This window comes from Pseudoxanthomonas suwonensis (assembly GCF_010093235.1).
In the GTDB taxonomy this organism is placed as follows: Bacteria; Pseudomonadota; Gammaproteobacteria; order Xanthomonadales; family Xanthomonadaceae; genus Pseudoxanthomonas; species Pseudoxanthomonas suwonensis.
In genome coordinates this window covers 39,593-63,474 of record NZ_PDWP01000016.1, presented here as the reverse complement: position 1 = coordinate 63,474, position 23,882 = coordinate 39,593, and the positions used below count along the sequence as shown (strand labels likewise).

The following is a 23,882-nucleotide window of genomic DNA, read 5'->3' as shown; positions in this document are numbered from 1 at the left end:
TCGGCGGCGTAGCCCGTAGCCCGGATAAGCGAAGCGCATCCGGGACTGGCCAGGAACGGACCCTTGCCGGCGCCGCCCCCTTGACCCGGCGTCCCCGGACCCGGCCCTTGCCCATATCCGGTCGACGCCCCGGACCATACCGCGGGGCACGGCGCTGCGGTCATAACCATGAAACGGCTATAGTTCGCGCCATGGAAAACAGGGGAAAGGGCGCGCGACGCCCGTTGCAATGGCTGGTGGCGACCGCCCTGCTGCTGATAAGCAGCAGCGCGCTGGCGCTGGGCCTGGGACAGATCCGGGTGCTGTCCGGCCCGGGCCAACCGCTGCTGGCCGAGATTCCGATCATCTCCAACCAGCCCGGCGAGCTCGAGAACGCCCGGGTGCGGCTGGCTTCGGCCGAGACCTTCGCCCGCGTCGGCCTGGCGCCGCCCAGCGGCCTGGTGCGCGACCTGCAGTTCGAGATCAGTGCCGACGCCAACGGTCGCGCCGTGGTGCGGGTGACCAGCGCCGCGCCGGTCGACACGCCGTCGCTGTCCTTCCTGCTGGAAGTGGACTGGGGCCAGGGCCGGCTGGTGCGCGAGTACTCGGCGCTGGTCGACGCCCCGCAGAGCGCGGTGGCGATCGATGCGCCGGTGATCGAGGCGCCGGTGATCGAGGCGCCGCAGGCGCTGCCGTCGGACATGATCGTGCGCGAGCCGGAACCGGCCATGCCGCTGCCGCCCCCGGCGCCCGCGCCGGCGCCGGCCACGGAAGCCCCGGCGGCTCCCGCCCCGGTGCGCGCGCCGCCGGCGCCTGCCCCGGTCGCCGCCAGCGCCGCGCCTGGCGAGGTCCTGGCCCGGGTCGAGCGCGGGCAGACGCTTTCGCACGTGGTGGCCGCCATGGACCGCCGCGGCTACAACCGCGACCAGGCGATGATCGCGCTGCTGCGCGCCAACCCCGAGGCCTTCATCGGCGGCAACATCCACCGGGTGCGTGCGGGCGCCGTGCTGCGCATGCCCGGGCAGGAGGACTTCGCCGACCGGACCACCGCCGCGTCGCTGGTGCGCGAGCAGACCGCGCAGTGGCGCCAGCTCTCGCAGCCGGTGCCGCAACCGGCCGTGGCCGGCGCCCCGGACCAGCAGGGCACCATCGAACGCGGAGCCGCTCCGGCTCCGGGGCCCGGTGCCGGAGCCGCGCCCTCCGGGGCACGGCTTGAGATCGCGCCGGCCGTCGCGGCCGAGGGCACGCAGGCGGCGACATCCGGACTGGGCAATGGTGGCGAGGGCGACATGCTGGCTAACGAACAACTGCGCCAGGCTCAGGAAGACCTGGCCGCCCGCGAATCGGAGGTGCAGGAACTGCGCAGCCGGCTCGAGGAACTTGAGAAGCTGCAGCAGCAGCAGATGAAGCTGATCGAGCTGAAGGACAGCGAGCTGGCCGCGGCGCAGCAGCGCCTGGCGCAGGTGGACAAGGCGTCCGGCGGCGATGGCCTGGGCCTGTGGCCGCTGGTGCTGCTGGTGGTGGCCGCGGGTGCGGTCGTGGCCTGGTGGTTCGCGCGCAAGCCCAAGCCGCTGCCGATCCCGGTCAGCCGCAGCCCCGGCCGTTTCGATGCCGCCTCGCTGGCTGCCGCCGCACCGTCCAACCATGTCGTGGCCGACCCGGTGGTCGCCGTCGATGCGCCGGAACTGGAGCCGCATCCGGTCGAGCATGACGCGTATGCCGACGAGGGGCCGGTGCAGGAACTGGCCTTCCCGCCGCACGAGGACGAGCCGGTGGAGGAAGCCCCGCGGGTGGAGCCGGCTCCGGCCCCGCGCGCCCCGGCGCCGGCCTGGCCTGACGACGCCTCGGCCTTTACCCCCTTGAACCCGGCCCCGGCCGGCCGCGAGCGCCTGGAACTGGCGGTGGCCTACCTGGACCTGGGCGACGTCGACACCGCGCGCACCCTGCTTCGTGAGGTGCTGGCCGGCCAGGATCCGGCCGCGCGCGACGAGGCGGCGCAGCTGCTTCGCGAGATCGGCTGACGGCGGTGCGCTACGCGCTGGGCGGCGAATACGACGGCGGCGGGGTCCAGGGCTGGCAGGGCCTGGGCCCGTCCGGTCCGCCGACGGTGCAGGCCACGCTCGAGCGGGCGCTGTCCTCGGGGGCCGACCAGGAGATCACCGTCAGTTGCGCCGGGCGCACCGACGCCGGCGTCCACGCCGAATGCCAGGTGGCGCACTTCGACAGCACCGCCGAACGCGACCCCAGGGCCTGGACCCTGGGCGTGACCGGGCGCCTGCCGCCGACGGTGTGCGTGCGCTGGTGCGTGCCGGTGGACGGGTCTTTTCACGCGCGCTTCTCCGCGCGCGCCCGACGCTATCGCTACACCCTGGTCAATCGTCCGGTGCGGCCCGCGCTGTACCGCACGACGATGGCCTGGGAACGGCGCCCGCTGGATGCGGACGCGATGCACCGTGCCGCCCAGGCGCTGCTGGGCGAGAACGACTTCAGCGCCTTCCGCACCGTGCATTGCCAGGCACCCCACGCGCGCCGCAACCTGCAGGACATCCAGGTACGCCGCAGCGGCGAAACGGTCTCCATCGAGGTACAGGCCAACGCGTTCCTGCACCACATGGTCCGCAACATCGTCGGTTCGCTGCTGGAGGTGGGGGCTGGAGCCCAGGACGAGGGCTGGATCGCCCGCCTGCTCGCGGGACGCGATCGCGCCCTGGCCGGGCCGACCGCGCCGCCCCAGGGCCTGGTATTCCTGCGTCCGCTGTACCCTGCCGAGTGGGGCCTGCCGTCGGAGGTGACGCTGTGAGCCGAGCGCTGTACCGGACAAGGATCAAGTTCTGTGGCATGACGCGCCCGGGCGACGTACGCCTGGCCAGCGAGCTCGGCGTGGATGCCGTCGGTTTCATCTTCGCGGAAGGAAGCCCGCGCCAGGTGACCCCCGTCGCGGCGCGCCAGCTGCGCCTGGCGATGGCGCCGCTGGTCAGCGCGGTGGCCCTGTTCCGCGACAACAGCGCCGAGGAAGTGCGCGAGGTCGTGCGGCAGATCCGTCCGGCGCTGCTGCAGTTCCATGGCAACGAGGACGACGCCTTCTGCCGCTCGTTTCGCGTGCCCTACATGAAGGCCGTCCCCATGGGCGAGGGCAACGCCTGGGACGCGCAGACCCTGCAGCAGCGCTGGCCCAACGCCGCCGCCTTCCTGTTCGACAGCCACGCCACCGGCGGCGCCGGCGGCAGCGGCCATGCCTTCGACTGGCGGCGGCTGCCTACTGGCCTGCACCGGCCCTTCGTCCTGGCCGGCGGCCTGACTCCCGACAACGTCTACGAGGCCATCGCCGCGACCCTGCCGTGGGCGGTGGACGTGGCCAGCGGCATCGAGCTTTCCCCCGGCATCAAGGACGGCGACGAGATGCGCCGCTTCGTCGCCGAGGTGCGCCGCGCCGACTGCGCCGAGCTGGACTGACATCCACAGCCGCGTGCGCCGTGTGCGCGCACGTGGCTTCGCGGAGTGCATGACGTCCAGGCCGGCTCGACCCGACCGGATGGCCAGGCCGCATCCTCCAGTCGGGTCGCCCGCCTCAGGCCCGCCGGCGTTCGCCGACCAGCTGGATCTCGGCCAGGCGTTCCAGCATCCGTTGCACCGGCCGGCTGGAGGCCCGGTAAGCCTGGACCAGGCGGCGCTCGGCCGGGTCGGCCACCCATTCCCCTTCCGCCGTGGGCTCGGCCGCCTTCTCGTAGGCAACCGGACCACGGCCGGTGGCCAGCCATTCGAAGCAGACCCCGGTGACCTGGGCAAGGCGCTCCAGGCGCGTGGTCGCAGGCATGACACCCACCGAACATTCCCAGTTGGCGACCGCGCCCCGGGTCACGCCGAGCTGCGCGGCAAGGGCCTCCTGCGACAGGCGCGCCCGCTGACGCGCGATCCTTATCCTCATGGAAAGCTGCATGCGTCCTCCTGCCGATCCGTGGCAGTGGCCGAAGCCTAGCGCCACGATCGAGCGCAGGGCAACGGCAGTGGCAAGTGTTCCTGGCCAGGTTGTCCAGTTCCGCTTGCAGCGGTTTCAGCCCGGTAGAAGTGCCAGTGCCTCGGGGGCGCGAGTGCAAACGCCCGTTGCAGGAACGCCGTCGTCGGCGCCTTGCCGCCCCCGCGGACCGGCGGCAGTATCGATCGCCGATGACACGGAATGTCGTCGATATCGGCCGGACGCATGGAGGCGTCCGCCGGCAGTCCAGGGAGTGGGCGATGAGGAAACATGCGGCCAACCAGTGGGCGCGTGTCCGCATGCCGGGCGCGACCGCTCGCGGCGTCCGGTATTGCCGACAAGGTCGGGGAGCGCGCAAGGCGCTCCGGCGTTCCCGGGGGCGGCGGCCATGACCCTGGAGCTGTTCCGCAGGGAAGCGCTGGAGGCCAGGCGGGGCCAGTGGCTGGGCGCCGTCTCGCTCGCGCAGCCGCTGGGACTGTGGCTGCTCACCGCGGCCGCGCTGCTGGCGGCATCGGCGGTGCTGCTGTTCCTGCTGCTAGGGACCTATACCCGGCGCTCCACGGTATCCGGGCAACTGGTGCCGACCGATGGCATGGCCATGGTGGTCGCACCCGCCACGGGCGTGGTTGTCGCGGTCGACGTGCGCGAGGGCGCACGCGTGGAGGCTGGCCAGCTACTGGCGACCGTTGCAGTGCCGCGCGTCACCCGCCAGGCCGGGGATACGCTGGCCGCGCTCGAGGAGCGCCTGCGCCGCAGGCGGGAGGGGCTGGAAGCGGCTTATGTCGCGCAGAGGGCGCAGCTTTCGGCCCAGGACGCCGGCCTGCGGAACCAGCTGGGCGCGGCGCGCCAGGAGCTGGCGCAGGTGGAGGCCGAGATCGCGACGCGCCGGGCGCAGGTACGGCTTGCGCGGGAAACCCTGCATAGGCTGCGCCAGTTGCAGGACGACCGGTACGTGAGTCTCCTGCAGATCAGGCAACAGGAGTCGACTGCACTGGCCCAGCTGGCCGAAGTCCAGGCGCTCGAGCGCCAGGCGGTCGCCACGCGCCGCCTGCTTGTCCAGTTGCAGCAGGCGCTGGACGAGCTCCCGGCACAGCGTGATGCCCTCGAAGCCGGGCACCTGCGCGACCTGGCGGCACTGGAGCAGGAACAGGTCGAGACGCGCGCAAGGGGCGAACTGGTCGTGAGCGCGCCGGTCGGCGGGATCGTGTCCACCCAGCTGGCCAAGACCGGACAATCGCTCCAGGCAGGACAGCCGCTGCTGTCGATCCTGCCAGGCGAGGGGCGCCTGGAAGCGGAGCTGCTCGTGCCAAGTCGCGCGATTGGATTCATCGCCCCGGGGGATGCGGTGATGCTCCGCTACCAGGCCTTCCCGTACCAGAAGTTCGGACACCAGCGCGGTACCGTCACCCGCATCAGCCGCAGCGCCCTGCGACCCGACGAGCTGGTTGCGCTGCTCGGCAGCGGACAGGCACTCGAACCCTTCTATCGCGTGACCGTGGCCGTTCCCGCGCAGGACATCCGTGCCTATGGAAAGGCGGAGGCGTTGCGGCCGGGGATGCTGCTGGAAGCGGACATCCTCGGCGAGGAGCGCAGGCTCGTCGAATGGCTCCTGGAACCGCTTTGGACGGTAAGGGGACGGATGGCCGGGTAAGGGGAGTGGACCGGGGGAGCCCATGGCACGGGGAACGTGCCGCAACGCGCAAGGAGGCGCATATGAGAACGCTGGAGCATCCGGATATCACCGTCATCTCGGAAGGCGTCGTGGTAGCGACGCCCCTCCGGCCCGTGCATGGAGGTGGCCTGGGCTACCTCCATGACAGGTGGTTGAAACTGGTCGCCGTCCTCCGGGAACGGGAGCCCGGTGACGACACGGTGTGAGCGGCAGCCTGCGGAGCGTGTGCGGCCCCCGGACGCCGACTCCGGGGTTGCCGCGGACGTGATGCGCAGTCGTGGATCCGTGGCGGCAGGTGGCTTCCATCCGCCGCCACGGCCCAGTGCCTGCGCGCCTGCACGTCGATCCGCCGACCCGCACGGCCGTCACCGGAAGACTGGTGCGGCAAGGCTGCTGCGGAATGACAGCCACGCTCCAACGGCTGCGCGCATGGCGCCGAGGCCTACGGCGCGAATGCGATACGCAGGGAGGAAACATCATGCTGGGCAAGCTGCGACCCGTGCTCCAGGCGGAAGCGGCCGAATGCGGACTGGCGTCGCTGGCGATGGTTTGCGCGGCGCATGGCCTGTCTGTTTCGCTGGCGGAACTGCGCCGGAAGTTCCCGCTTTCGTTGAAAGGTGCACGTCTGGACCAGCTGATCCGGGTATCGCAACAGCTCGGCCTGGCGGCGCGTCCCTTGCGCCTGGAACTGGATGAGCTGGGGAAGCTGCGCCTGCCCTGCGTCCTGCACTGGGATTTCAACCATTTCGTGGTGCTGGCCAGGGTTGGGCGCTCCGGCGCCGTCATCATGGATCCGGCCATCGGCGAGCGGCGCCTGTCGTTGCAGGAGGTCTCGAACCACTTCACCGGCATCGCCCTGGAGCTTGCGCCAAGCCCTGGATTCAAGCCGCGCAGGAGTGCTCCGAGCGTGCGTGCAAGCCAGCTCACCGGTCCTGTGCGCGGGCTCTGGGCTGCGCTCGCGCAGCTGCTCACGCTTTCGGTGGCCCTGCAGGTGTTCGTGGTCCTGGCCCCGTTCTTCATGCAGTGGGTGGTCGACCAGGTACTGGTATCGGCGGACCGGGAACTGCTGACAGTGCTTGGCCTGGGTTTCGGCCTTGCGCTCCTGCTGCAGGTCGGTATCGGCGTGCTGCGGGGCTGGTCCGTCGTCTACCTGTCCAGCCGCCTGGGGATGCAATGGGCCGGAAACGTGTTCGCCCATCTGCTGCGGCTGCCCCTGGACTTCTTCGAGAAGCGGCACCTTGGTGACATCACCTCGAGGATGTCGTCGGTGCAGGCGATCCAGAAGACGCTCACCACAAGCTTCGTGGAAGCGATCATCGATGGGCTGATGGCCGTGGCCACCCTGGCACTGATGCTTCTGTACAGCTGGAAGCTCGCACTGGTCACGCTTGCCGCGGTGGGCGTGTATATCGGAATCCGCGCACTGGCCTACAGGCCGGTGCGGGAGGGCACGGAGCGGCAGCTGGTCGCCGCGGCGAAGCAGCAAAGCCACCTGCTCGAATCCCTGCGGGGCATGCAGAGCCTCAAGGTTGCCGGCGGCGAGCCCGGTCGGCGCGCCGCCTACGAGAACCTGCTCGTCGAGACGGTCAACCACGAGGTCCGCCTGGCGCGCATGGGGTTGGGTTTCAGTGGCGCAAGCCAGCTGGTCTTCGGCGTCGAACGCATCGCGGTGATCTGGATCGGCGCCGCGCTGGCACTTCAGAACGTTTTCTCTGTGGGCATGCTGATCGCCTATCTCGCATACAAGGACCAGTTCGCCGGACGGATGGCGGCGCTGGTCGACAGATGGGTGGAGTTCCGCATGCTGCGGCTGCATGGCGAGCGGCTGGCCGACATCGTGCTGCAGGAGCCGGAGGAGGACGAGGCGTTGCCCGAACTGCCAACGCCGCCGGATATGCGCATCGAGGTGGAAGGGGTGTCGTTCCGCTACGGGGAAGGGGAGCCGTGGGTCCTCAGGGACTGCAGCTTCACCATCGAGCCCGGCGAATCCGTGGCGATCGTGGGCGCCTCGGGCGGGGGCAAGACAACATTGCTCAAGCTGATGCTTGGCTTGCTGCGCCCCAGCGAGGGGCGCATCTGCATCGGTGGTTACGACCTGCAGAAGGTCGGGCCGCGCAACCTGCGCGTCGTCGTTGGAGCCGTCATGCAGGACGACCAGCTGTTCGCGGGCAGTATCGCCGACAACATCAGCTTCTTCGATCCGCAGGCCGACCAGGAGCGGCTCGAGCAGGCCGCGCGGCTCGCCGCGATCCACGACGACATCGTGGCCATGCCCATGGGTTACCACGGCCTGATTGGCGACATGGGCAGCTCACTATCCGGCGGACAAAAGCAGCGCATCATCCTGGCGCGCGCGCTCTACCGGCAGCCGAAGCTGCTGTTCCTGGACGAGGCCACCAGCCACCTGGACGTGGCCAACGAGCGCCTGGTCAACGAGGCGGTCAAGGGTCTGCTGCTCACCAAGGTGATCGTGGCCCATCGCCCGGAAACCATCGCCAGCGCCGACCGCGTCCTGGTCATGGACCAGGGGCGGATCGTGCAACAGTTGCGGAACGAGGTCGAGGACAGGGGGCTGGTGCCCGTGCCGGGCTGACACGGGCCACGAAGAACTCCGCCATGTGGTTGGCGGACTGGTTGGAGTGACGTCCGGCTCCAGGCCGCTGGTGCGCGACGAAGCCACCGGGGCCTGGCTGGACTGCTGGCCGCGGCAGGTCCCACGCCCGAGCCGTGCGAGCGTTTCGCGGCGACCTGAGGCTGTTGCCACCGCTATGCCCGGCCGCGGCGGGAGTCCGGCCTGCGGGCAGACCCATCTGGTGTTGGTGCTTCCGTGGCGGACCCCGTATGTCGCAGAACGCGTCGGTTATTCGCCGCCCCGTAAGGGCGGGGCACGGGAAGCCCCTGACTTGGCCGTCTCCATCTCGTTCGAAGGGCGTTACGGCCACTGAAGTGGCGTCCTCCGGTCCCTGCGGTCGGCATCCGGCTGTTGGCTGCGGATGCCTTTATCAGCGATATTCCGTGGACAAGGACCAGCTCGGGAAATGAGGATGCAGGCGGACTCGGGATTCTTCGTGGGTTGGGGCACGCTATCGTTGATCAATGCGGGCTTGGCACAGTCCAAGGGCCGCAGTGGACTGGGCTGGTGGCTGGGCTCGATCCTTGTCGGCCCGTTGGCGACGCTGCTGATCGTGGTGCTTCCGCCAGCAGGGCGGGTGGGCGCATGAGCCGCGTTGCCGCGTTTTTCCTGCTGATCGCGCTGTGTCCGGTCGCTGCCGCGCAGGATGCCAGGGCCGCAGCGCAGGCGCTGTTTGCCGAATACCAGAAGCGCGGGAACGCGTTCGATACGGGCCTGGCGGACCTGTATTGCGATTCGGCGGTCGTCCGCAGCACGCGGATCTATCCGGACGGGAACCGGCGCGCACCTACTCGCGGATCACATACGCGCGCGGGAGGGCGCGAACGTGCGCATCAGCGCCACGCGCTATTCGGAGCTCAAGCGCTACTCCAGTCCCTTTCGCTGCTGGTGGGCCAGTGCGGTGGGCGCTGGGGCGTGCTGGAGGAAGTCACCGAGACGCGGCCGTAGCAGCCCACAGCCCGCGGAGCAGCTGCCGCACCTGTGGCGGCGCCGACCGGAAACCACGTGGCCGGCATCCACCGGTCGCGTGCCACGCGAGCGGTGGCCACGCGAGGCGACGCACCGGGACACGCGATTTCCGCATGCCGGGCCTGGGCGCGCGGCGCGGTCCGCTGCTAACTGTTTCTTTCGCAACGGAAATTTTCGATCGATGTGGCGTTGCAACACTTGACACGGGCCCTCGCCATCGTGTCCTCTTGACGCCCATGTCGAAGCCCAACGCCACCACTGCGATGTTCCTTCCGCCTCCGCGGCGGACGCATGCGTGCGCTTCGGCCGCCGGCATTACCGCGATTACCACCGCCACCGGTATTACCCGCCCGGTGCGGCCCGTCGTGTTCGTGTAACTGCGAAACCCACGGCCCCGCACCTGGATCAGGCGCGGGGCGACCCGCACCGATACGCGCGCTGGGCCTCACAACCGAGGTCTCCGATGTCGTCTGCCGCTGTCGCTAGTCCGTCCGAATCGAGCAAACCGTCCGCCGCCGTCCGCACCGTGGTGCACAAGTTCGGTGGCACCTCCGTGGCCGACGCCGAGCGCTACCGCCACGTCGCCGGCCTGCTGCTGGCCCGGGACGAGGAGGTCCAGGTCACCGTGGTCTCGGCGATGAAGGGCGTCACCGACGCCCTGATCGGCCTGGCCCAGGCGGCGGCCGTCGCCGAATGCGAGGGCGCGCCGGACTGGGAGGAGGCCTGGCACGACCTGCGCGCACGGCATCGCAGCGCGGCGGTGGCGTTGCTGGCCGAGCGTGCGGGCGAGGCGGTGGAATGGATCGACCAGCGCTTCGACGAGCTGGCGCGCGTGCTCGAAGCGGTGCATGTGCTCGGCAGCCTGCCCGAGGAAGTGCTGCAGCGGGTGCAGGGCCTGGGCGAGGTGTACTCGGCGCAGCTCCTGGGCCTGCACCTGCGCGCGCTGGGCGAGGACTGCGCGGTGCTGGACGCACGCGACGTGCTGGTGGTCAGCCACGGCGAGCTGGGCGTGGACGTGGACTGGGCGCGCAGCGCGGAGAAGCTGGCGCAGTGGCGCAAGGCGAACCCGCAGCGGCGCGTGGTCGCCACCGGCTTCGTGGCGCGCGATACGCAGGGGCGCATCACCACGCTCGGCCGCAATGGCAGCGATTTCTCCGGCGCCATCTTCGCCGCGCTGTTCGAGGCGGACGAACTGCACATCTGGACCGACGTGGACGGCGTGCTGTCGGCCGACCCGCGGGTGGTGCCCGAGGCGGTGCAGCTGGAGTCGCTGAGCTACGACGAGGCCTGCGAGCTGGCCTACTTCGGCGCCAAGGTCGTGCACCCGCAGACCATGTATCCGGCGATCGAGCGCGGCCTGCCGATCGTCATCCGCAACACCTTCCAGCCCGAGCACCCGGGCACCCGCATCAGCGCCGGGCGCGATCCGAGCCGTCCGGTGAAGGGCCTGACCCTGAGCCCGAACCTGGCCCTGGTGAACCTCGAGGGCACCGGCCTGATCGGCGTGCCCGGCACGGCCGAGCGCGTGTTCGCCGCGCTGCGCAACGCGCGGGTCTCGGTGGTGATGATCTCGCAGGGCTCGTCCGAGCACTCGATCTGCTGCGTAGTCCGCCAGGACGACGCCGAGCGGGCCCAGGCGGCGCTGCTCAACGCCTTCGCCCACGAACTGGCGATCGGCCAGGTGCAGCGCGTGCAGCACGTGCCGGGCATCAGCGTGCTGGCCGCGGTCGGCGACGGCATGGCCGGGCAGCCGGGCATCGCTGCGCGCCTGTTCGGGGCGCTGGGGCGCGCCCAGGTCAACATCCGCGCCATCGCCCAGGGCTCGTCCGAGCGCAACATCTCGGTGGCGATCGACAGCGAGCAGGCCACCCGTGCCCTGCGCGCGGCGCATGCCGGCTTCTGGCTGTCGCCGCAGACCTTCGCCGTCGGCGTGATCGGACCGGGCAACGTCGGCGGCGCGCTGCTGGACCAGCTGATGGCCGCGCGCGGCAAGCTGCTTGAGCGCGCGCGACTGGACCTGCGCCTGCGCGCGATTGCCTCGCGCAGCCGCCAGCTGCTGGATCCGCGCGGGATCGAGGGCGCCTGGCGCGAGGCCTACGCCGCCGCGCGCGAGCCGCTGGACCTGGACCGCTTCACCGCGCACCTGCTGGATTCGCACCTGCCGCACATGGTGATCGTCGACTGCAGCGGCAGCCCGCAGGTGGCCGACCGTTACGCGCAGTGGCTGGCCGCCGGCATCCACGTGGTCACCCCGAACAAACAGGCCGGCTCCGGTCCGCTGCAGCGCTGGCGCGAGATCCGCGCCGCGGCCCAGGGCAGCGGCGCCCGCTTCCGCTACGAGGCCACGGTGGGCGCCGGCCTGCCGGTGATCTCGACCCTGCGCGACCTGCTGGACACCGGCGACAAGGTCATCTCGATCGAGGGCATCTTCTCCGGCACCCTGGCCTGGCTGTTCAACCGCTTCGACGGCAGCGTGCCGTTCTCCAAGCTGGTGGCCGAGGCGCGTTCGCTGGGTTACACCGAGCCGGATCCGCGCGACGACCTTTCCGGCACCGACGTCGGCCGCAAGCTGGTGATCCTGGCGCGCGAGGCCGGATGCGAGCTGGGCATCGAGGACGTGCAGGTCGAGAGCCTGGTCCCGGCCTCGCTGCGCGAGTCCAGCGTCGACGACTTCATGGCGCGCCTGCACGAGGTCGACGCCGGCTTCGCCGCGCGCCTGGCCCAGGCGCAGGCCAACAACAGCGTGCTGCGCTACGTCGCGCGCCTGGATGCCCAGGGCAAGGCCTCGGTCGGCCTGGTCGAGGTGCCGCGCGACCACGCCTTCGCCAACCTGCGCCTGACCGACAACATCGTCCAGTTCACCACCCGCCGCTACTGCCAGAATCCGCTGGTGGTGCAGGGGCCGGGCGCCGGTCCCGAGGTGACCGCCGCCGGCGTGTTCGCCGACCTGCTGCGGGTGGCCGCCGGCCGCGGAGCGCGCCTGTGACGGCCGATCCGATGCCGCGCCAGGCCACGGCCTTCGCGCCCGCTTCGGCCGGCAATGCCGCGGTGGGCTTCGACATCCTCGGCTTTGCGCTGGCCGGCGCCGGCGACACGGTCACGGTGCGCCGCATCGCCGAGCCGGAAGTGCGGATCCGCGAGATCCGCGGCGCCCCCCATCCGCTGCCGCTGGAAGCCCCGCGCAATACCGCCGGCGTGGCCCTGGAGGCGATGCGCCGCGCCCTGCAGCTGCCGTTGGGCTTCGAGGTCGAGATCGACAAGGGCATCGCCCTGGGCTCGGGCATGGGCGGCTCGGCCGCGTCCTGCGTGGGCGCACTGGTGGCGGCCAACGCGCTGCTGGATCGGCCGCTGCCCCGCCACGCGCTGTATCCGTTCGCACTGGAAGGCGAGGCGGTGGCCAGCGGTGGTCGCCATGGCGACAACATCGGCCCGATGCTGCTGGGTGGCCTGGTGCTGGCCACGGCCGACCGCCTGGTGCGGATCCCGGTGCCGGAGGAATGGCACAGCCTGCTGGTGCATCCGGAAGCCGTGCTGGAAACACGCAGGGCGCGCGAGGCGCTGGCCGGAAGCTACGAGCTGTCCGGGTTCGTGGCCCAGAGCGCCAACCTGGCCCTGGTGCTGGCCGGCTGCCATGCCGGCGATGCCACGCTGGTGCGCGCGGGCCTGCGCGACGTGCTGGTCGAACCGCGCCGCGCCGCGCTGATCCCCGGCTTCGCTGCGGCCAAGGCGGCGATGCTGGATGGCGGGGCGATGGGCGCGAGCATCTCCGGCGCCGGCCCCAGCGTGTTCGGCTGGTTCGAGAACCGCGCCAGCGCCGAGGCCGCCGCGCCGGCGGTGCAGGCCGCGTTCGCCACCGCCGGCCTGGAGAGCCAGGCCTGGGTCGCGCCACTGGACAGCCCCGGCGCCAGCCTGCTGTAACCGTCGCGCAGCGGCGTGGGCGATGCCTGCGTCCCTGCGTCCCGTTCCACCGCCGGCCGCGAAGCGGTCGCCCCAAGGCCCGACGGATCCACGATGAACTTCATTTCCACCCGCAATGCCGCGCCCGCCGTGAACCTCAGCCAGGCCATCGCTGCCGGCCTGGCGCCCGATGGCGGCCTGTATGTGCCGCAGGCGCTGCCGGCACCGCGCCAGCTGCACGCCGGCGCCAGCCTGGCCGAGACCACCGCCGGGCTGCTGGCGCCGTTCTTCGCCGGCGATGCGCTGGAAGCGGAGCTGCCGGCGATCTGCGCCGAGGCGCTCGATTTCCCGGTGCCTCTGGTGCCGCTGGCGACCCCGGGCGACCACGTCCTGGAGCTGTTCCATGGCCCCACTGCCGCGTTCAAGGACGGCGGCGCACGCTTCCTGGCCGCCTGCCTGGCGCGCATCCGCCGCGGCGCGGAGCGGCCGCTGACCATCCTGGTGGCGACTTCCGGCGATACCGGCGCCGCAGTGGCCGCCGCGTTCCATGGCCAGCCGGGCCTGCGCGTGGTCGTGCTGTATCCGGACGGGCGGGTCTCGCCGCGCCAGGCGCACCAGCTGGGCTGCTTCGGCGACAACGTCTCGGCGCTGCGGGTGGCCGGCTCGTTCGACGACTGCCAGGCCCTGGTCAAGCGCGCGCTCAACGACGCGGAGCTGCAGGCGCAGGTGCCGCTGAGCTCGGCCAACAGCATCAGCCTGGGCCGGCTGCTGCCGCAGATGAGCTACTACGCGCACGCCTCGTTGACCCACCACGCGGCGACCGGGCGCGAGCTCAACTTCGTGGTGCCCACCGGCAACCTCGGCAACGCCCTGGCCGGGATCCTGGCGCGCGCACTGGGCGCGCCGCTGGGGCGGATCGTACTGGCGACCAATGCCAACCGCGTGCTGCCCGAGTTCTTCGCCGGCGACGCCTACAGCCCCCGGCCCAGCGTGGCCACCATCGCCAACGCCATGGACGTCGGCGCGCCGAGCAACTTCGAGCGCCTGCTGTGGCTGTACGGCGGCGACGAGGCCGCGCTGCGCGAGGGCTTCACCGCCATCGCCGTGGGCGACGACCTGATCCGCACCACCATCCGCACCCGCAGCCAGCTGCATGGCGAAGTGTTCTGCCCGCATACCGCCACCGCGGTGCACGTGCTGCAGGAACTGCGTTCCGATGGCACCGACGGCGACTGGGCCGTGGCGGCCACCGCGCATCCGGCCAAGTTCGAGTCGGTGGTCGAACCGCTGGTCGGGCATCCGGTGGAGGTGCCGCCAGCCCTGGCCGAACTGCTGGCGCGGCCGGCCCATGCCGACCCGGTCCCGCCGGAGTACGAGGCCCTGCGCGACCAGCTGCTGCGCTGATCCTCCGCTGGCGGCCCGGGGCCGGCCCGGGCCACTGGCTAGAATGCCGCTTTCCGCCAAGGCTCCATCCCGATGCCCTATACCCCCATCGTGGCCACGCTCGGCTACGTGCTTTCGCCGGACCGCTCGAAGGTCCTGATGATCTACCGCAACGCGCGCCCGGACGACCACCAGCTGGGCAAGTACAACGGCCTCGGCGGCAAGATCGAGCGCGACGAGGACGTGGTCGCCGGCATGCGCCGCGAGATCCGCGAGGAAGCCGGCATCGAGTGCACCTCGATGCAGCTGCGCGGGACCATCAGCTGGCCGGGCTTCGGCAAGCACGGCGAGGACTGGCTGGGCTTCGTGTTCGTGATCGACGGCTGGACCGGCACGCCGCTGCAGTCCAATCCCGAGGGCACCCTGGAGTGGGTGGAGGTCGCGCGCCTTGGCGAGCTGCCGATGTGGGAGGGCGACCGCAACTTCCTGCCGCTGGTGTTCGACGCCGACCCGCGTCCCTTCCATGGGGTGATGCCGTACCGCGACGGGCGCATGCAGTCCTGGAACTGGTCGCGCGTCTGAGCCGATGTTCCACGCGCCTCCGCGTTTTCCACACCGGGTGTGGAAAGCGTCGGGAAAAGCATGTGGATAAGCGTCGCGCGCGCTTGCGGCGCTAGCGTGTCAAGATGGGTGGCGAAGTTTTCGCCACCCCTTGCGGGCGCAGGCTCGAGGTTTTCCACACCGCCTGTGGATGGTTCGCGGACAAGTGTGTGGATAACCGCCGCGACGCCTTGCGTGACGGACTCGTCAAGATGGGTGGCGAAAAATTCACCAGGCCTTCGCGTCGGTCCCGGCAGCCCGCCGATGTTCCACGCGGCGGTCGCAGATCCCGCGATTCACGCCATGGATCAATCGTGGCCTGGCGGGCCGGCATGGGCCGCGAGCCGTAAACGCGGGCGGGGCCGCGGATGTTTACGGCGCATCGCGCCCGCATCCGTTATTGCGCGGTCCAGCCGCCATCCAGCACCAGGCACTGGCCGGTGAGGTTGCGCGCGGCCGGCGAGACCAGGAAGGCGGTGGTGCCGGCCAGTTCGTCCATGCCGATGAACACGCCCTTGGGCATGGGCTTGAGCATCACCTGCGACACCACCTCGTCCTCGGAGATGCCGCGCGTGCGCGCCTGCGCCGCGATCTGGCTGTCCACCAGCGGGGTCTTCACGTAACTGGGGCAGATGGTGTTGATGGTGATGTCGGTGTCCGCCGTCTCCAGCGCGATCACCTTGGAGAAGCCGACCAGGCCGTGCTTGGCCGCCACGTACGCGCTCTTGTAGGGGCTGGCGACCAGGGCGTGGATGCTGCCGATGTTGACGATGCGGCCGTAGCCGCGCTCGCGCATGCCCGGCAGCACCGCCCGGGTCAGGCGGGCCACGCCGACCAGCATGACCTGGACCAGGAAATCCCACTTGTCGATCGGGAACTCTTCCAGCGGCGAGACATGCTGCAGGCCGGCATTGTTGACCAGCACGTCCACCGGGCAGGAGATCGTGGTCAGCGCATGGGCGATGCTGGCATCGGAGGTCACGTCCAGCACCACGGACTCGGCCGAGCCGCCCGCGGCCCGGATCTCCGCGGCGACCGCCGCGGCACCCTCGGCCGACAGGTCGCTGACGACCAGGTGGTGGCCGGCGGCCGCCAGCTCGCGGGCGATGCCGGCGCCGATGCCGCTGGCCGCGCCGGTGATGAGGATGTTGCGCATTGGGGATCCTTCTCCGGTGGCTCGTTGCGACTTTAGCAAGCGGCCGGCGCGACGGAAGGGCGGGCGTGTCGGCGGCCGTGACCCGCGTGGGCGTATCCTGTGCGCGATTCCACCCAGGTCCCCCGCATGTCCCGCCACTTCTCGATGCTGCGCGACTTCCAGCTCGCCGACTGGTTCACCCTCGCCAATGCCTTCTGCGGCACCGGCGCGGTGTTCGCGTCGATGCGCTTCCTGCAGGACGGCCGGGTGGCGGACCTGCTGGCCGGCATGGCCCTGATCCCGCTGGCCTTCATCTTCGATGCGCTGGACGGCCGCGTGGCGCGCTGGCGCAAGTCGTCCTCGACCCTGGGCCGGGAGCTGGACTCGCTGGCCGACGTCATCTCCTTCGGCGTGGCCCCGGCGGCGCTGGCCTATGCCTGCGGCATGCAGGGCGGCTGGGACTGGCTGGTGCTGTCGTACTTCGTCGGCTGCGGCGTCAGCCGCCTGGCCCGCTACAACGTCACCGCCGAGCAGCTGGCTGGCGACGAGGGCAAGGTGAAGTACTTCGAAGGCACGCCGATCCCGACCAGCCTGGTCCTGGGGGTGGTGCTGGCGGTGGCCGCCTGGCAGGGCCATATCGGCGCCGGGCTGTGGTGGGGCCAGTGGCAGCTGGGGCCATGGCAGCTGCACCCGCTGGTGCTGCTGTTCGCCCTGTCCGGCTCGCTTATGATCAGCAAGACCATCCATATTCCCAAGCCGTAGGAGGCGCCGCCGAAGCCGCTGCTAGAATCGGCGGCGACACCGGAGGGCTCATGGCCAACGCATCTTCGCCCGGCGACCTCGACTCGCTGGCGCGCCAGTACTGGGACACCTGGGGCGGGCTGCTCGGCGTGGGGCCGTCCACCGCGACATCGGACGCGTTCGGCTTCGGAGGTGCGACGCCCGGCGAGGGGCCAGCCCCGGCCGCCTTCGACTGGTATGCGCGGATGCAGCAGGTGGCCGCGCAGTTCGCCGAGGGTGGCGGCAGCGCCGCCGACGTCGCCGGCGCCTGGCGGCAGATGCTCGGCGGACAGGCGGGCAATCCCTTCGCCGGCGTGCTCCACGGCCTGCCCGGCGGGCTTGGCGCAGCCGCGGCCGGCTGGCCGGACCAGGTGCGCCCGATCGTCGAGGCCCTGCTGCGGCCGCTGCGGCAGCAGGCTTCCGAATGGTTCGGGCGCCCCGGGCTGGGCCCGGGACGCGAGCACCAGCAGCGCCTGCAGGCGCTGGCGGCGGCGTGGCAGGAGTGGGAGGAGCGCAACGAGGCGTTCACCGCGCTGCTGTCGCGCATCAGCCAGGACGCCTTCGCCCGCTTCGAACGCCTGCTGGAACAGCAGGAAAGCCCGGAGCAGCGGCTGGCCACGGCGCGGGCGCTGTTCGACCTGTGGGTCGAAGCCGCCGAGGAGGCGTGGTCCGAGGCCGCGCTGTCCGAGGAATACCAGGAAAACTATGCCGCCCTGACCAATGCGCTGATGCGCGTGCGCAGGGGCCTGCAGCACGAGGTCGAGCGCCTCGGCGAGCTGCTCGGGTTGCCCGGGCGCACCGAGGTCGACTCGGTGCACCGCAAGGTCGCCGAGCTGGAGCGCACCGTGCGCGAGCTGCGCCGCGCCGCTGGCCTGGCGCAGGGCAGGGCGGCGTCCGCCGGCGCACCGGCTGCGCGTCCGCGCAAGGCCGCGGTGGCCGGTGCGTCGGCCGACACCGGGACGAGGAAGGCCGCGGCGCCAGCCGCGCGCAAGCCGGCCACCCGCAAGCCGGCATCCTCCGCGGAAGCCAGGCCTGCCACTCGTACCGGGGCGGCCAAGGTATCCGCGCCGAAGAAGGTGGCCGGCAAGGCCGGGACCAGGGCCGGGGGCAAGGCGCAGGCGGCAAAAGCTGCCGCCATGCCGAAGGCCGCCGCATCCGTCGCCAGGCCCGTCGCGGGCAAGCCGGCGAAGGCGGCCGCGACCAACGCCGTGGCCAGCCCGAAGCGGGCTGCCGCTGGCGCCCGGCCCGCGGCGAAGCGCGGCGGCGCGAAGGCTGCCGCCGCGGCGGGGCAGTCCGTGGCCGCGAAGAAGCCCGCCGCACGCAAGGCCGCTGGCGCGGCGTCCGCGCCCGCGAAGGCGCCCGCCACGCGCCCGGCGAAGGCGGCAGCCGCCGGCGTCCCGCGTCCGCGCAAGGCGCAGCCGGCGGCCCCGGCGCAGGCCGGCGCCCGGGTGGTCTCGATCAAGGACTGGGTGAGCCGCAACCTGGCCGCTGCCAAGCCTGACGGCGGACGCGGAGGCCGGGGCCGATGAGCGGGCAGGGCGGTCCGCTGCAGTTCGATCCGCTGGCGCTGGCACAGGAGGCGATGCAGTTCCACCGCCGCCTGACCCAGGGGCTGCGCGTCCTGGGCCAGGTGGGCGAGGTCGACTACGGCGCCACCGAACGGCAGGAGGTCTGGCGCGACGGCAAGACCGTGCTTTACCGCTTCGTCGGCGAGCGTGAGCCGACCGGGCCGGCGCTGCTGATCGTCTACGCGCTGGTCAACCGTCCGTACATGGTCGACCTGCAGGCCGACCGTTCGCTGGTGCGCGGGCTGCTGGCGCTGGGCCTGGACGTGTACGTGATCGACTGGGGCTACCCGGACCGGTCCGACCGCTACCTCACGCTCGACGACTACATCAACCGCTTCATCGACGGCGCGGTGGACCATCTGGCCGACGCCACCGGCGGCCCGGTGAACCTGCTGGGCGTGTGCCAGGGCGGTGCGTTCTCGCTGTGCTATTCGGCGCTGCACCCGGAGAAGGTGCGCAACCTGGTCACCATGGTCACGCCGGTGGATTTCCAGACCCCGGACAACATGCTGTCCGGCTGGGTGCGTGGCCTGGACGTGGACCTGTTCGTGGACGCGCTGGGCAACATCCCGGCCGACCTGATGAATGCCAGCTACCTCATGCTCAAGCCGTTCCGCCTGAACCTGCAGAAGTACGTCGGCCTGGTGGACGCGCTGGAGGATCCGAAGGCGGTCGAGGATTTCCTGCGCATGGAGAAGTGGATCTTCGATTCGCCCGACCAGGCCGGTGAAGCCTTCCGCGAGTTCATCAAGCAGTTCTACCAGGGCAATGCCTTCGTCAACGGCACCGCTCGCATCGGCGACCAGCCGGTGGACCTGGGCTTCGTCGACATGCCGGTGCTGAACATCTACGCCGAACAGGACCACCTGGTGCCGCCGTCCGCGTCGCGCGCGCTGGCTGGCCTGGTGGGTACCGACGACTACACCGAGCTGGGTTTCCGTGGCGGCCATATCGGCCTGTACGTGTCCAGCCGCGCCCAGCGCGAGGTGCCGGCGGCGATCCAGCGCTGGCTGGCGCAGCGGCAATGATGGCCGCGCGGCGCGCCCACCGGCTGGCGGGCGTGGTCGCGGCGCTGTGGCTCGCGGCCGGTGCCGCGCCTTCCGTCGCCGCCCGGGATCCGGATCGCGACGGCCAGGCCGACAGCGAGATCCGCGCCCTGGTGTCCGCCCTGGGCGAATCGGGCTGCCGCTTCCAGCGCAACGGCCGCTGGCACGACGCCGGCGCCGCGCGCGACCACCTGCAGCGCAAGTACGACCATGCCCGCCGGCGTGGACTCGACGGCACCGCCGAGGATTTCATCGAGCGCGCCGGCAGCCGCAGCAGCATCACCGGGCGCCCGTACAAGGTGGCCTGCCCGGGCCAGCCCGAGCGCCCGGCCGGGGAGTGGCTGCGCGAACGGCTGGCGCGACTTCGTGGCGGCGCCGGCCAGCGCTAGACTGCGGCCAGGTCACATCGGAGACGGACATGAGCGCAACCTCCACCGGCGGCGGCCTCACCCGCTCGCTGAACGACCGCATGATCGCCGGGGTCATGGGCGGCATCGCCCGGCGCTACGGCTGGAGTTCGACCTGGCTGCGGATCGCGTACGTGGTCGGTTCGATCATCTCGGCCGCCTTCCCGGGCGTGCTGGTCTACCTGATCCTGTGGCTGCTGATCCCGAACGAATCCGACTGAGCATGCCGGCCCGCCTCGTGCGCGGGCTGGCGCTGCTGCTCGGCTTCGCCTGGGCCTCGCCGTGGACCGCGGCCGGCCTGCTGGCGGGCATCGCCGGCCTGCCATGGGGCGCACGCATCCGGCTGGATCGACGCGACCTGGCCATCGTCTTCGTCCGCTGGCCCTGGGGGCCGGGCGGGGCGATGACCCTGGGCAACGTGGTCCTGGCCACCGGTCCCGGCCTCGACGTGCGCTGCAGCACCTACGAGCATCGCGCCGGGCGCTGCCTGCACCCGCAGGTGCGCCTCGGCGACCACGAGCGCGCCCACGTCTACCAGTACATGCTGCTGGGGCCGCTGTTCGTGCCGGTCTACTTCCTCTGCGGCGGCATCTCCGTGCGCAATCCGCTCGAGCGCGCCGCCGACCATTACGCACTGCACGGCCATGGCTGGTGGCCGTGGCGCTAAACGCAGGCTGACTGTCGCCTCCACGAAATGTCCTTGTCGCGCAGTGGAAACACGGTATGCGCACATTGGTTGCACGAGTTCCTAACGCCGGGTTGCGCAGAATCCCGCCGCCTGGTCAGACAAGAACAAGAAGAGGACAACGGCCATGTCGATCGTGCTTTACGTTGGCGGCAGCAAGGACGGGACCCGCGGCTTCATGCCGAACGGCTTCACCAAGTCCATGCTGGAAACCGTCGAATACGGACGCGAGATCTATGTCGAGCGGCTGGTGCGCCTGGCCCACTTCGGTACGGTGCGCATCATGGCGCTGGAATCCCTGTGCGAGGAACTGGTGGCCAAGCTCGCCGGGCGCCATTACGAGGCGGCCGTTAACGCGGCCTGACCTCCCAGGGGGCCGGCCGCCCGCGGAGGCCGCCGGCCCCAGGGGCAGCGGGGATGCCCACTGTCACGAAACGAAGAAGGCCCGCGCAAGCGGGCCTTCGTGCATTCCGGGCTGGAACTTCCGTTCCTACCAGTCCGCGTCGCGCGGCGCGCGCAGGATGGCCTCGCGCAGTTCGATGCCCAGGTCGTGGAACGCCCGCTCCAGGTTGGCGCGGTCGCGCGAACGGCTGATCGGCCCGTCGTAGGCCGGTTCGCCGCGGCCATCCTCGAATGATGCCGGCCACATCACGTTGAGGTTGGAGAAGGTCATCCGGTAACGGCCGTCCTTGACGTCGATGCGCAGGGTGAAACGCGCCTTCCATTCGGTCTTGCCCATGCACGCGAACAGGCTGTAGCACGGGTAGCCGATCACGCCGTTGCCGATCAGGATGCCTTCCTCCGGGCTCTCGAAGTCGATCGCGCCGCGCGAGGAATTGAGCTTGCCCAGCGCCCACAGCTTGGCCGCGGCGTAGATGCGGTCGCGCGGCGTGCCGGGAACCTCGAAGGTCTCGACGACCTCCTCGCCGCCTTCGCGTGGACGCGCGGCCTGCGCCGCATCGGCCACGGCAAGGAACGACAGGAGGAAGGCGGCGAGGATGCGTGCGCAGGTCAGGTACATGGAGGCTCCGCGGCTACTGCGCCCGCGGGCGTGGCCGCCGGCGCAGGCGCGTGGTGGGGAAGAACGGCTGGAATCTCCCATGCCGCCGCCGGTCTGTACCTTTCCGGAGAATTACAGGTTGCGCCTGATTCAGCCGCGCTGCCGCGGGCGCTGGATCGCACAAACGAAAACGCCCCGGTGCGTGGCCGGGGCGTTTCCTGCAACTGGTGCCGAAGGTGGGACTCGAACCCACACGCTTTTAAGGGCGGCGGATTTTGAGTCCGCTGCGTCTACCATTCCGCCACTTCGGCGCGGGGGCGCAGTATAGCGGACGCGGGCCGCTAGGCGCCCGGATCCGTGCAGAGCTGGCGTTCCTCGCGCCGGGTCCAGCCTGCGGCGCCGGTGTCCTCCTGCTCCGGGACGAAGACATGGCAGCGCAGCAGCGGGTGCTGGTAGACGTGCAGCGAAACGGCGACGGCCTCGTCCTGCGGATTGCGGATGGCGTGGTACTCGTGCGGCGGGATCAGGCTGCCGGCCGATCCCGGCGCAGCCTCGATGTCGTCCACCGCCTCGAAGCGCCAGCGCTCGCCCTCGCGGGCCAGCGGCTCGTAGCGGGTGATGGCCAGGCGCCCGTGCCACACGCCTTCCACGCACCAGGCGCCGTCGTGGTCGTGGATATGGGTGCCCTGGCCGGGTCCCCAGGTCATCGCCACCACGCTGTAGCCCAGGTCCGGGCTGGTGTAGAGCTCGCGGCGGGCGTAGTGGTCGGCGATCGGCTGCAGGATCTGTGGCGGCAGGCCGACCTCGCGGTCGGCGAACAGCGAGACCAGGGCGCCGCGCAGGGCGGCCGTGACCGCATGCCCGTCGCCGAGCGCCACGGCCGCGTCCAGCGCGGCCACCATCTTGTGCTTGCCCGGGAAATCCACACCAGTTGCCTGTGCCGTACGTCGCGGCGGCAGGGTAGCGGCGCGGACGTTAGAAGAATGTTTCGCGGGAAACGATCATAGCCGATCCAGGAAGCCCTGGACCGCCGGACCGAAACGGGCGAAGTCCACCAGGAAGGCGTCGTGGCCCTGGGGCGAGTCCATGCCGAGGAACTCGGCATCGGCGCCGCCGCGGGCCAGGCCCTCGGCCACTTCCTGCTGCTGCTGCACCGGGAACAGGATGTCGGTGTTGGCGCCGATCGCCAGGGTGCGCTCGATGCGGATCGTGGCCAGCCCGGCAAGCACGTCGCCGTCGCCGTACTCGGCCGCGTCGAACCAGTCCATCGAACGGCTCAGGTAGAGGTAGCAGTTGGGGTCGTAGCGGCGCACGAAGCGGCGCGCGTGGCCCTCCAGGTAGCTCTCGACCTGGAATTCCAGCCCGAACGGATCCTCCTCGCCATTGCCGTTGGCGAAGGGCGAACTCTGGTCCAGGCGCACGCGCCCGAAGCGGCCGTCCCATTCCAGCGCAGAGCGGTAGGTGATCACGCCCAGCTTGCGGGCGATGCGCATGCCCGACTCGGGCCAGGTGTCGTGGTCGTAATTTCCGCCGTTCCAGTTCGGATCCAGGCGGATGGCCTCGCGTTGCAGCGAGCGCACGGCAATGGAGAACGGCAGGGCGCGCGCGCTGCCGGAGATGTTGATGTGGCTGCGGGCGATGCCCGGATGCCGCAGCAGCAGGCCCAGCGCGGTCATGCCGCCCATCGAGTTGCCGATCACGCAGGCCAGCTGTTCGATGCCCAGCCCGCGCACCACCGAGGCGGCGGCATCGGCCACGTCCTCGATCGACAGTTCGGGGAAGGCCAGGCGGTACAGCTGGCCGGTGGCCGGATCCAGCGAGGCCGGGCCGGTCGAACCCTTGCAGCTGCCCAGCGCGTTGACGCAGACCACGAACCAGCGGTTGGTGTCGATCGGCTTGCCGGGGCCGAGCATCGATTCCCACCAGCCCGGTTCCGGGTGGTGCGGGCCGGAGGCGGCATGCGCGTCGGGTGACAGGCCGGTGAGGACCAGCACCGCGTTGCCGGCGTCGGGCGCCAGCGTGCCCCAGGTCTCATAGGCCACGCGCGCGCCGTGCAGCGCGCCGCCACGCTTCATGGGGAACGGCGAGGGCAGCGCATGGAAGCGGCTGCCGGGGGGGATGAACTCGTAATCGGATGCCGGCATAGGCGGCGCAGT

General features: G+C 71.0%; 23 protein-coding genes and 1 tRNA gene. 18 read left to right on the top strand and 6 right to left on the bottom strand.

From position 1 onward, the window contains the following. Positions 1-191: 191 nt before the first annotated feature. The 3 genes from CSC68_RS09455 to CSC68_RS09445 are packed head-to-tail and all read left to right on the top strand — an operon-like array spanning position 192 to position 3,432. On the top strand, positions 192-2,000 hold the full coding sequence (locus CSC68_RS09455) for a FimV/HubP family polar landmark protein (protein WP_162203306.1): 1,809 nt from the start codon (positions 192-194) through the stop codon (positions 1,998-2,000). 5 nt (positions 2,001-2,005) lie between these two features. After that, the gene (gene truA / locus CSC68_RS09450) at positions 2,006-2,779 is read left to right on the top strand and encodes a tRNA pseudouridine(38-40) synthase TruA (protein ID WP_162203305.1); all 774 of its coding nucleotides are present in this window, start codon (positions 2,006-2,008) and stop codon (positions 2,777-2,779) included. Next, positions 2,776-3,432 (top strand): phosphoribosylanthranilate isomerase, encoded by a 657-nt coding sequence (locus CSC68_RS09445; protein ID WP_162203304.1) that lies wholly within the window; start codon positions 2,776-2,778, stop codon positions 3,430-3,432. The genes truA and CSC68_RS09445 overlap by 4 nt, the downstream gene beginning before the upstream one ends. Before the next feature lie 115 nt (positions 3,433-3,547). Here the strand turns inward: CSC68_RS09445 and CSC68_RS09440 are convergent, their stop codons facing one another. Continuing rightward, the gene (locus tag CSC68_RS09440; protein WP_246193514.1) at positions 3,548-3,904 is read right to left on the bottom strand and encodes a helix-turn-helix domain-containing protein; all 357 of its coding nucleotides are present in this window, start codon (positions 3,902-3,904) and stop codon (positions 3,548-3,550) included. Positions 3,905-4,346: 442 nt separating this feature from the next. On the opposite strand from CSC68_RS09440, the gene CSC68_RS09435 reads away from it, so the two are divergent. From CSC68_RS09435 to CSC68_RS09400, 8 genes are all read left to right on the top strand, one after another. Further along, on the top strand, positions 4,347-5,603 hold the full coding sequence (locus tag CSC68_RS09435) for an HlyD family secretion protein (RefSeq protein ID WP_162203337.1): 1,257 nt from the start codon (positions 4,347-4,349) through the stop codon (positions 5,601-5,603). A gap of 62 nt (positions 5,604-5,665) precedes the next feature. After that, positions 5,666-5,830, top strand: a complete 165-nt coding sequence (locus tag CSC68_RS09430; protein WP_162203302.1) for a hypothetical protein — start codon at positions 5,666-5,668, stop codon at positions 5,828-5,830. Positions 5,831-6,102: 272 nt separating this feature from the next. Beyond that, the gene (locus CSC68_RS09425; protein WP_425501234.1) at positions 6,103-8,217 is read left to right on the top strand and encodes a peptidase domain-containing ABC transporter; all 2,115 of its coding nucleotides are present in this window, start codon (positions 6,103-6,105) and stop codon (positions 8,215-8,217) included. Positions 8,218-8,841: 624 nt separating this feature from the next. Next, positions 8,842-9,204: a hypothetical protein gene (locus tag CSC68_RS09420; RefSeq protein WP_162203301.1), complete on the top strand. Its 363-nt coding sequence runs from the start codon at positions 8,842-8,844 to the stop codon at positions 9,202-9,204. A 484-nt stretch (positions 9,205-9,688) separates the two neighbouring features. Then, the gene (gene thrA / locus CSC68_RS09415; protein ID WP_162203300.1) at positions 9,689-12,211 is read left to right on the top strand and encodes a bifunctional aspartate kinase/homoserine dehydrogenase I; all 2,523 of its coding nucleotides are present in this window, start codon (positions 9,689-9,691) and stop codon (positions 12,209-12,211) included. 11 nt (positions 12,212-12,222) lie between these two features. After that, positions 12,223-13,143, top strand: a complete 921-nt coding sequence (locus CSC68_RS09410; protein WP_162203335.1) for a homoserine kinase — start codon at positions 12,223-12,225, stop codon at positions 13,141-13,143. Between the two features lie 93 nt (positions 13,144-13,236). Beyond that, on the top strand, positions 13,237-14,526 hold the full coding sequence (gene thrC / locus CSC68_RS09405; RefSeq protein ID WP_162203299.1) for a threonine synthase: 1,290 nt from the start codon (positions 13,237-13,239) through the stop codon (positions 14,524-14,526). A gap of 72 nt (positions 14,527-14,598) precedes the next feature. Then, positions 14,599-15,087, top strand: coding sequence for an NUDIX hydrolase (locus tag CSC68_RS09400; RefSeq protein ID WP_162203298.1), 489 nt, complete (start codon positions 14,599-14,601; stop codon positions 15,085-15,087). A 415-nt stretch (positions 15,088-15,502) separates the two neighbouring features. On the opposite strand, the gene CSC68_RS09395 is transcribed toward CSC68_RS09400, so the two are convergent. Then, a complete protein-coding gene (locus CSC68_RS09395; protein WP_162203297.1) occupies positions 15,503-16,261 on the bottom strand; it encodes a 3-hydroxybutyrate dehydrogenase in 759 nt (252 codons plus the stop codon). A gap of 126 nt (positions 16,262-16,387) precedes the next feature. Between CSC68_RS09395 and pssA the strand changes: the two genes are divergently transcribed. The 7 genes from pssA (at position 16,388) to CSC68_RS09360 (ending at position 21,090) form a co-directional block, all read left to right on the top strand. Then, complete coding sequence (pssA, locus tag CSC68_RS09390; protein WP_162203296.1) at positions 16,388-17,002, top strand: CDP-diacylglycerol--serine O-phosphatidyltransferase; 615 nt, start codon at positions 16,388-16,390, stop codon at positions 17,000-17,002. A 50-nt stretch (positions 17,003-17,052) separates the two neighbouring features. Next, complete coding sequence (locus CSC68_RS09385; RefSeq protein WP_162203295.1) at positions 17,053-18,549, top strand: poly(R)-hydroxyalkanoic acid synthase subunit PhaE; 1,497 nt, start codon at positions 17,053-17,055, stop codon at positions 18,547-18,549. Next, entirely contained in the window at positions 18,546-19,616 is a 1,071-nt protein-coding gene (gene phaC, locus CSC68_RS09380) for a class III poly(R)-hydroxyalkanoic acid synthase subunit PhaC (protein WP_162203294.1), read from the top strand. The genes CSC68_RS09385 and phaC overlap by 4 nt, the downstream gene beginning before the upstream one ends. Then, positions 19,616-20,023, top strand: coding sequence for a YfeK family protein (locus tag CSC68_RS09375; protein ID WP_425501233.1), 408 nt, complete (start codon positions 19,616-19,618; stop codon positions 20,021-20,023). Before phaC ends, CSC68_RS09375 begins: the two co-directional genes overlap by 1 nt. A gap of 29 nt (positions 20,024-20,052) precedes the next feature. Then, complete coding sequence (locus tag CSC68_RS09370; protein ID WP_162203292.1) at positions 20,053-20,262, top strand: PspC domain-containing protein; 210 nt, start codon at positions 20,053-20,055, stop codon at positions 20,260-20,262. Between the two features lie 17 nt (positions 20,263-20,279). Then, entirely contained in the window at positions 20,280-20,708 is a 429-nt protein-coding gene (locus CSC68_RS09365; protein WP_211365728.1) for a hypothetical protein, read from the top strand. Between the two features lie 145 nt (positions 20,709-20,853). Further along, positions 20,854-21,090, top strand: a complete 237-nt coding sequence (locus CSC68_RS09360; protein WP_162203290.1) for a hypothetical protein — start codon at positions 20,854-20,856, stop codon at positions 21,088-21,090. 126 nt (positions 21,091-21,216) lie between these two features. On the opposite strand, the gene CSC68_RS09355 is transcribed toward CSC68_RS09360, so the two are convergent. The 4 genes from CSC68_RS09355 to metX all read right to left on the bottom strand — a co-directional run bounded on the left by CSC68_RS09355 (position 21,217) and on the right by metX (position 23,870). Further along, a complete protein-coding gene (locus CSC68_RS09355; protein ID WP_162203289.1) occupies positions 21,217-21,747 on the bottom strand; it encodes a DUF4468 domain-containing protein in 531 nt (176 codons plus the stop codon). 204 nt (positions 21,748-21,951) lie between these two features. Next, positions 21,952-22,037 (bottom strand) — tRNA-Leu (locus CSC68_RS09350). A gap of 30 nt (positions 22,038-22,067) precedes the next feature. Continuing rightward, complete coding sequence (locus tag CSC68_RS09345) at positions 22,068-22,628, bottom strand: cysteine dioxygenase family protein (protein WP_162203334.1); 561 nt, start codon at positions 22,626-22,628, stop codon at positions 22,068-22,070. Positions 22,629-22,727: 99 nt separating this feature from the next. Continuing rightward, positions 22,728-23,870, bottom strand: a complete 1,143-nt coding sequence (metX, locus tag CSC68_RS09340; protein WP_162203288.1) for a homoserine O-acetyltransferase MetX — start codon at positions 23,868-23,870, stop codon at positions 22,728-22,730. Between the last annotated feature and the right edge of the window lie 12 nt (positions 23,871-23,882).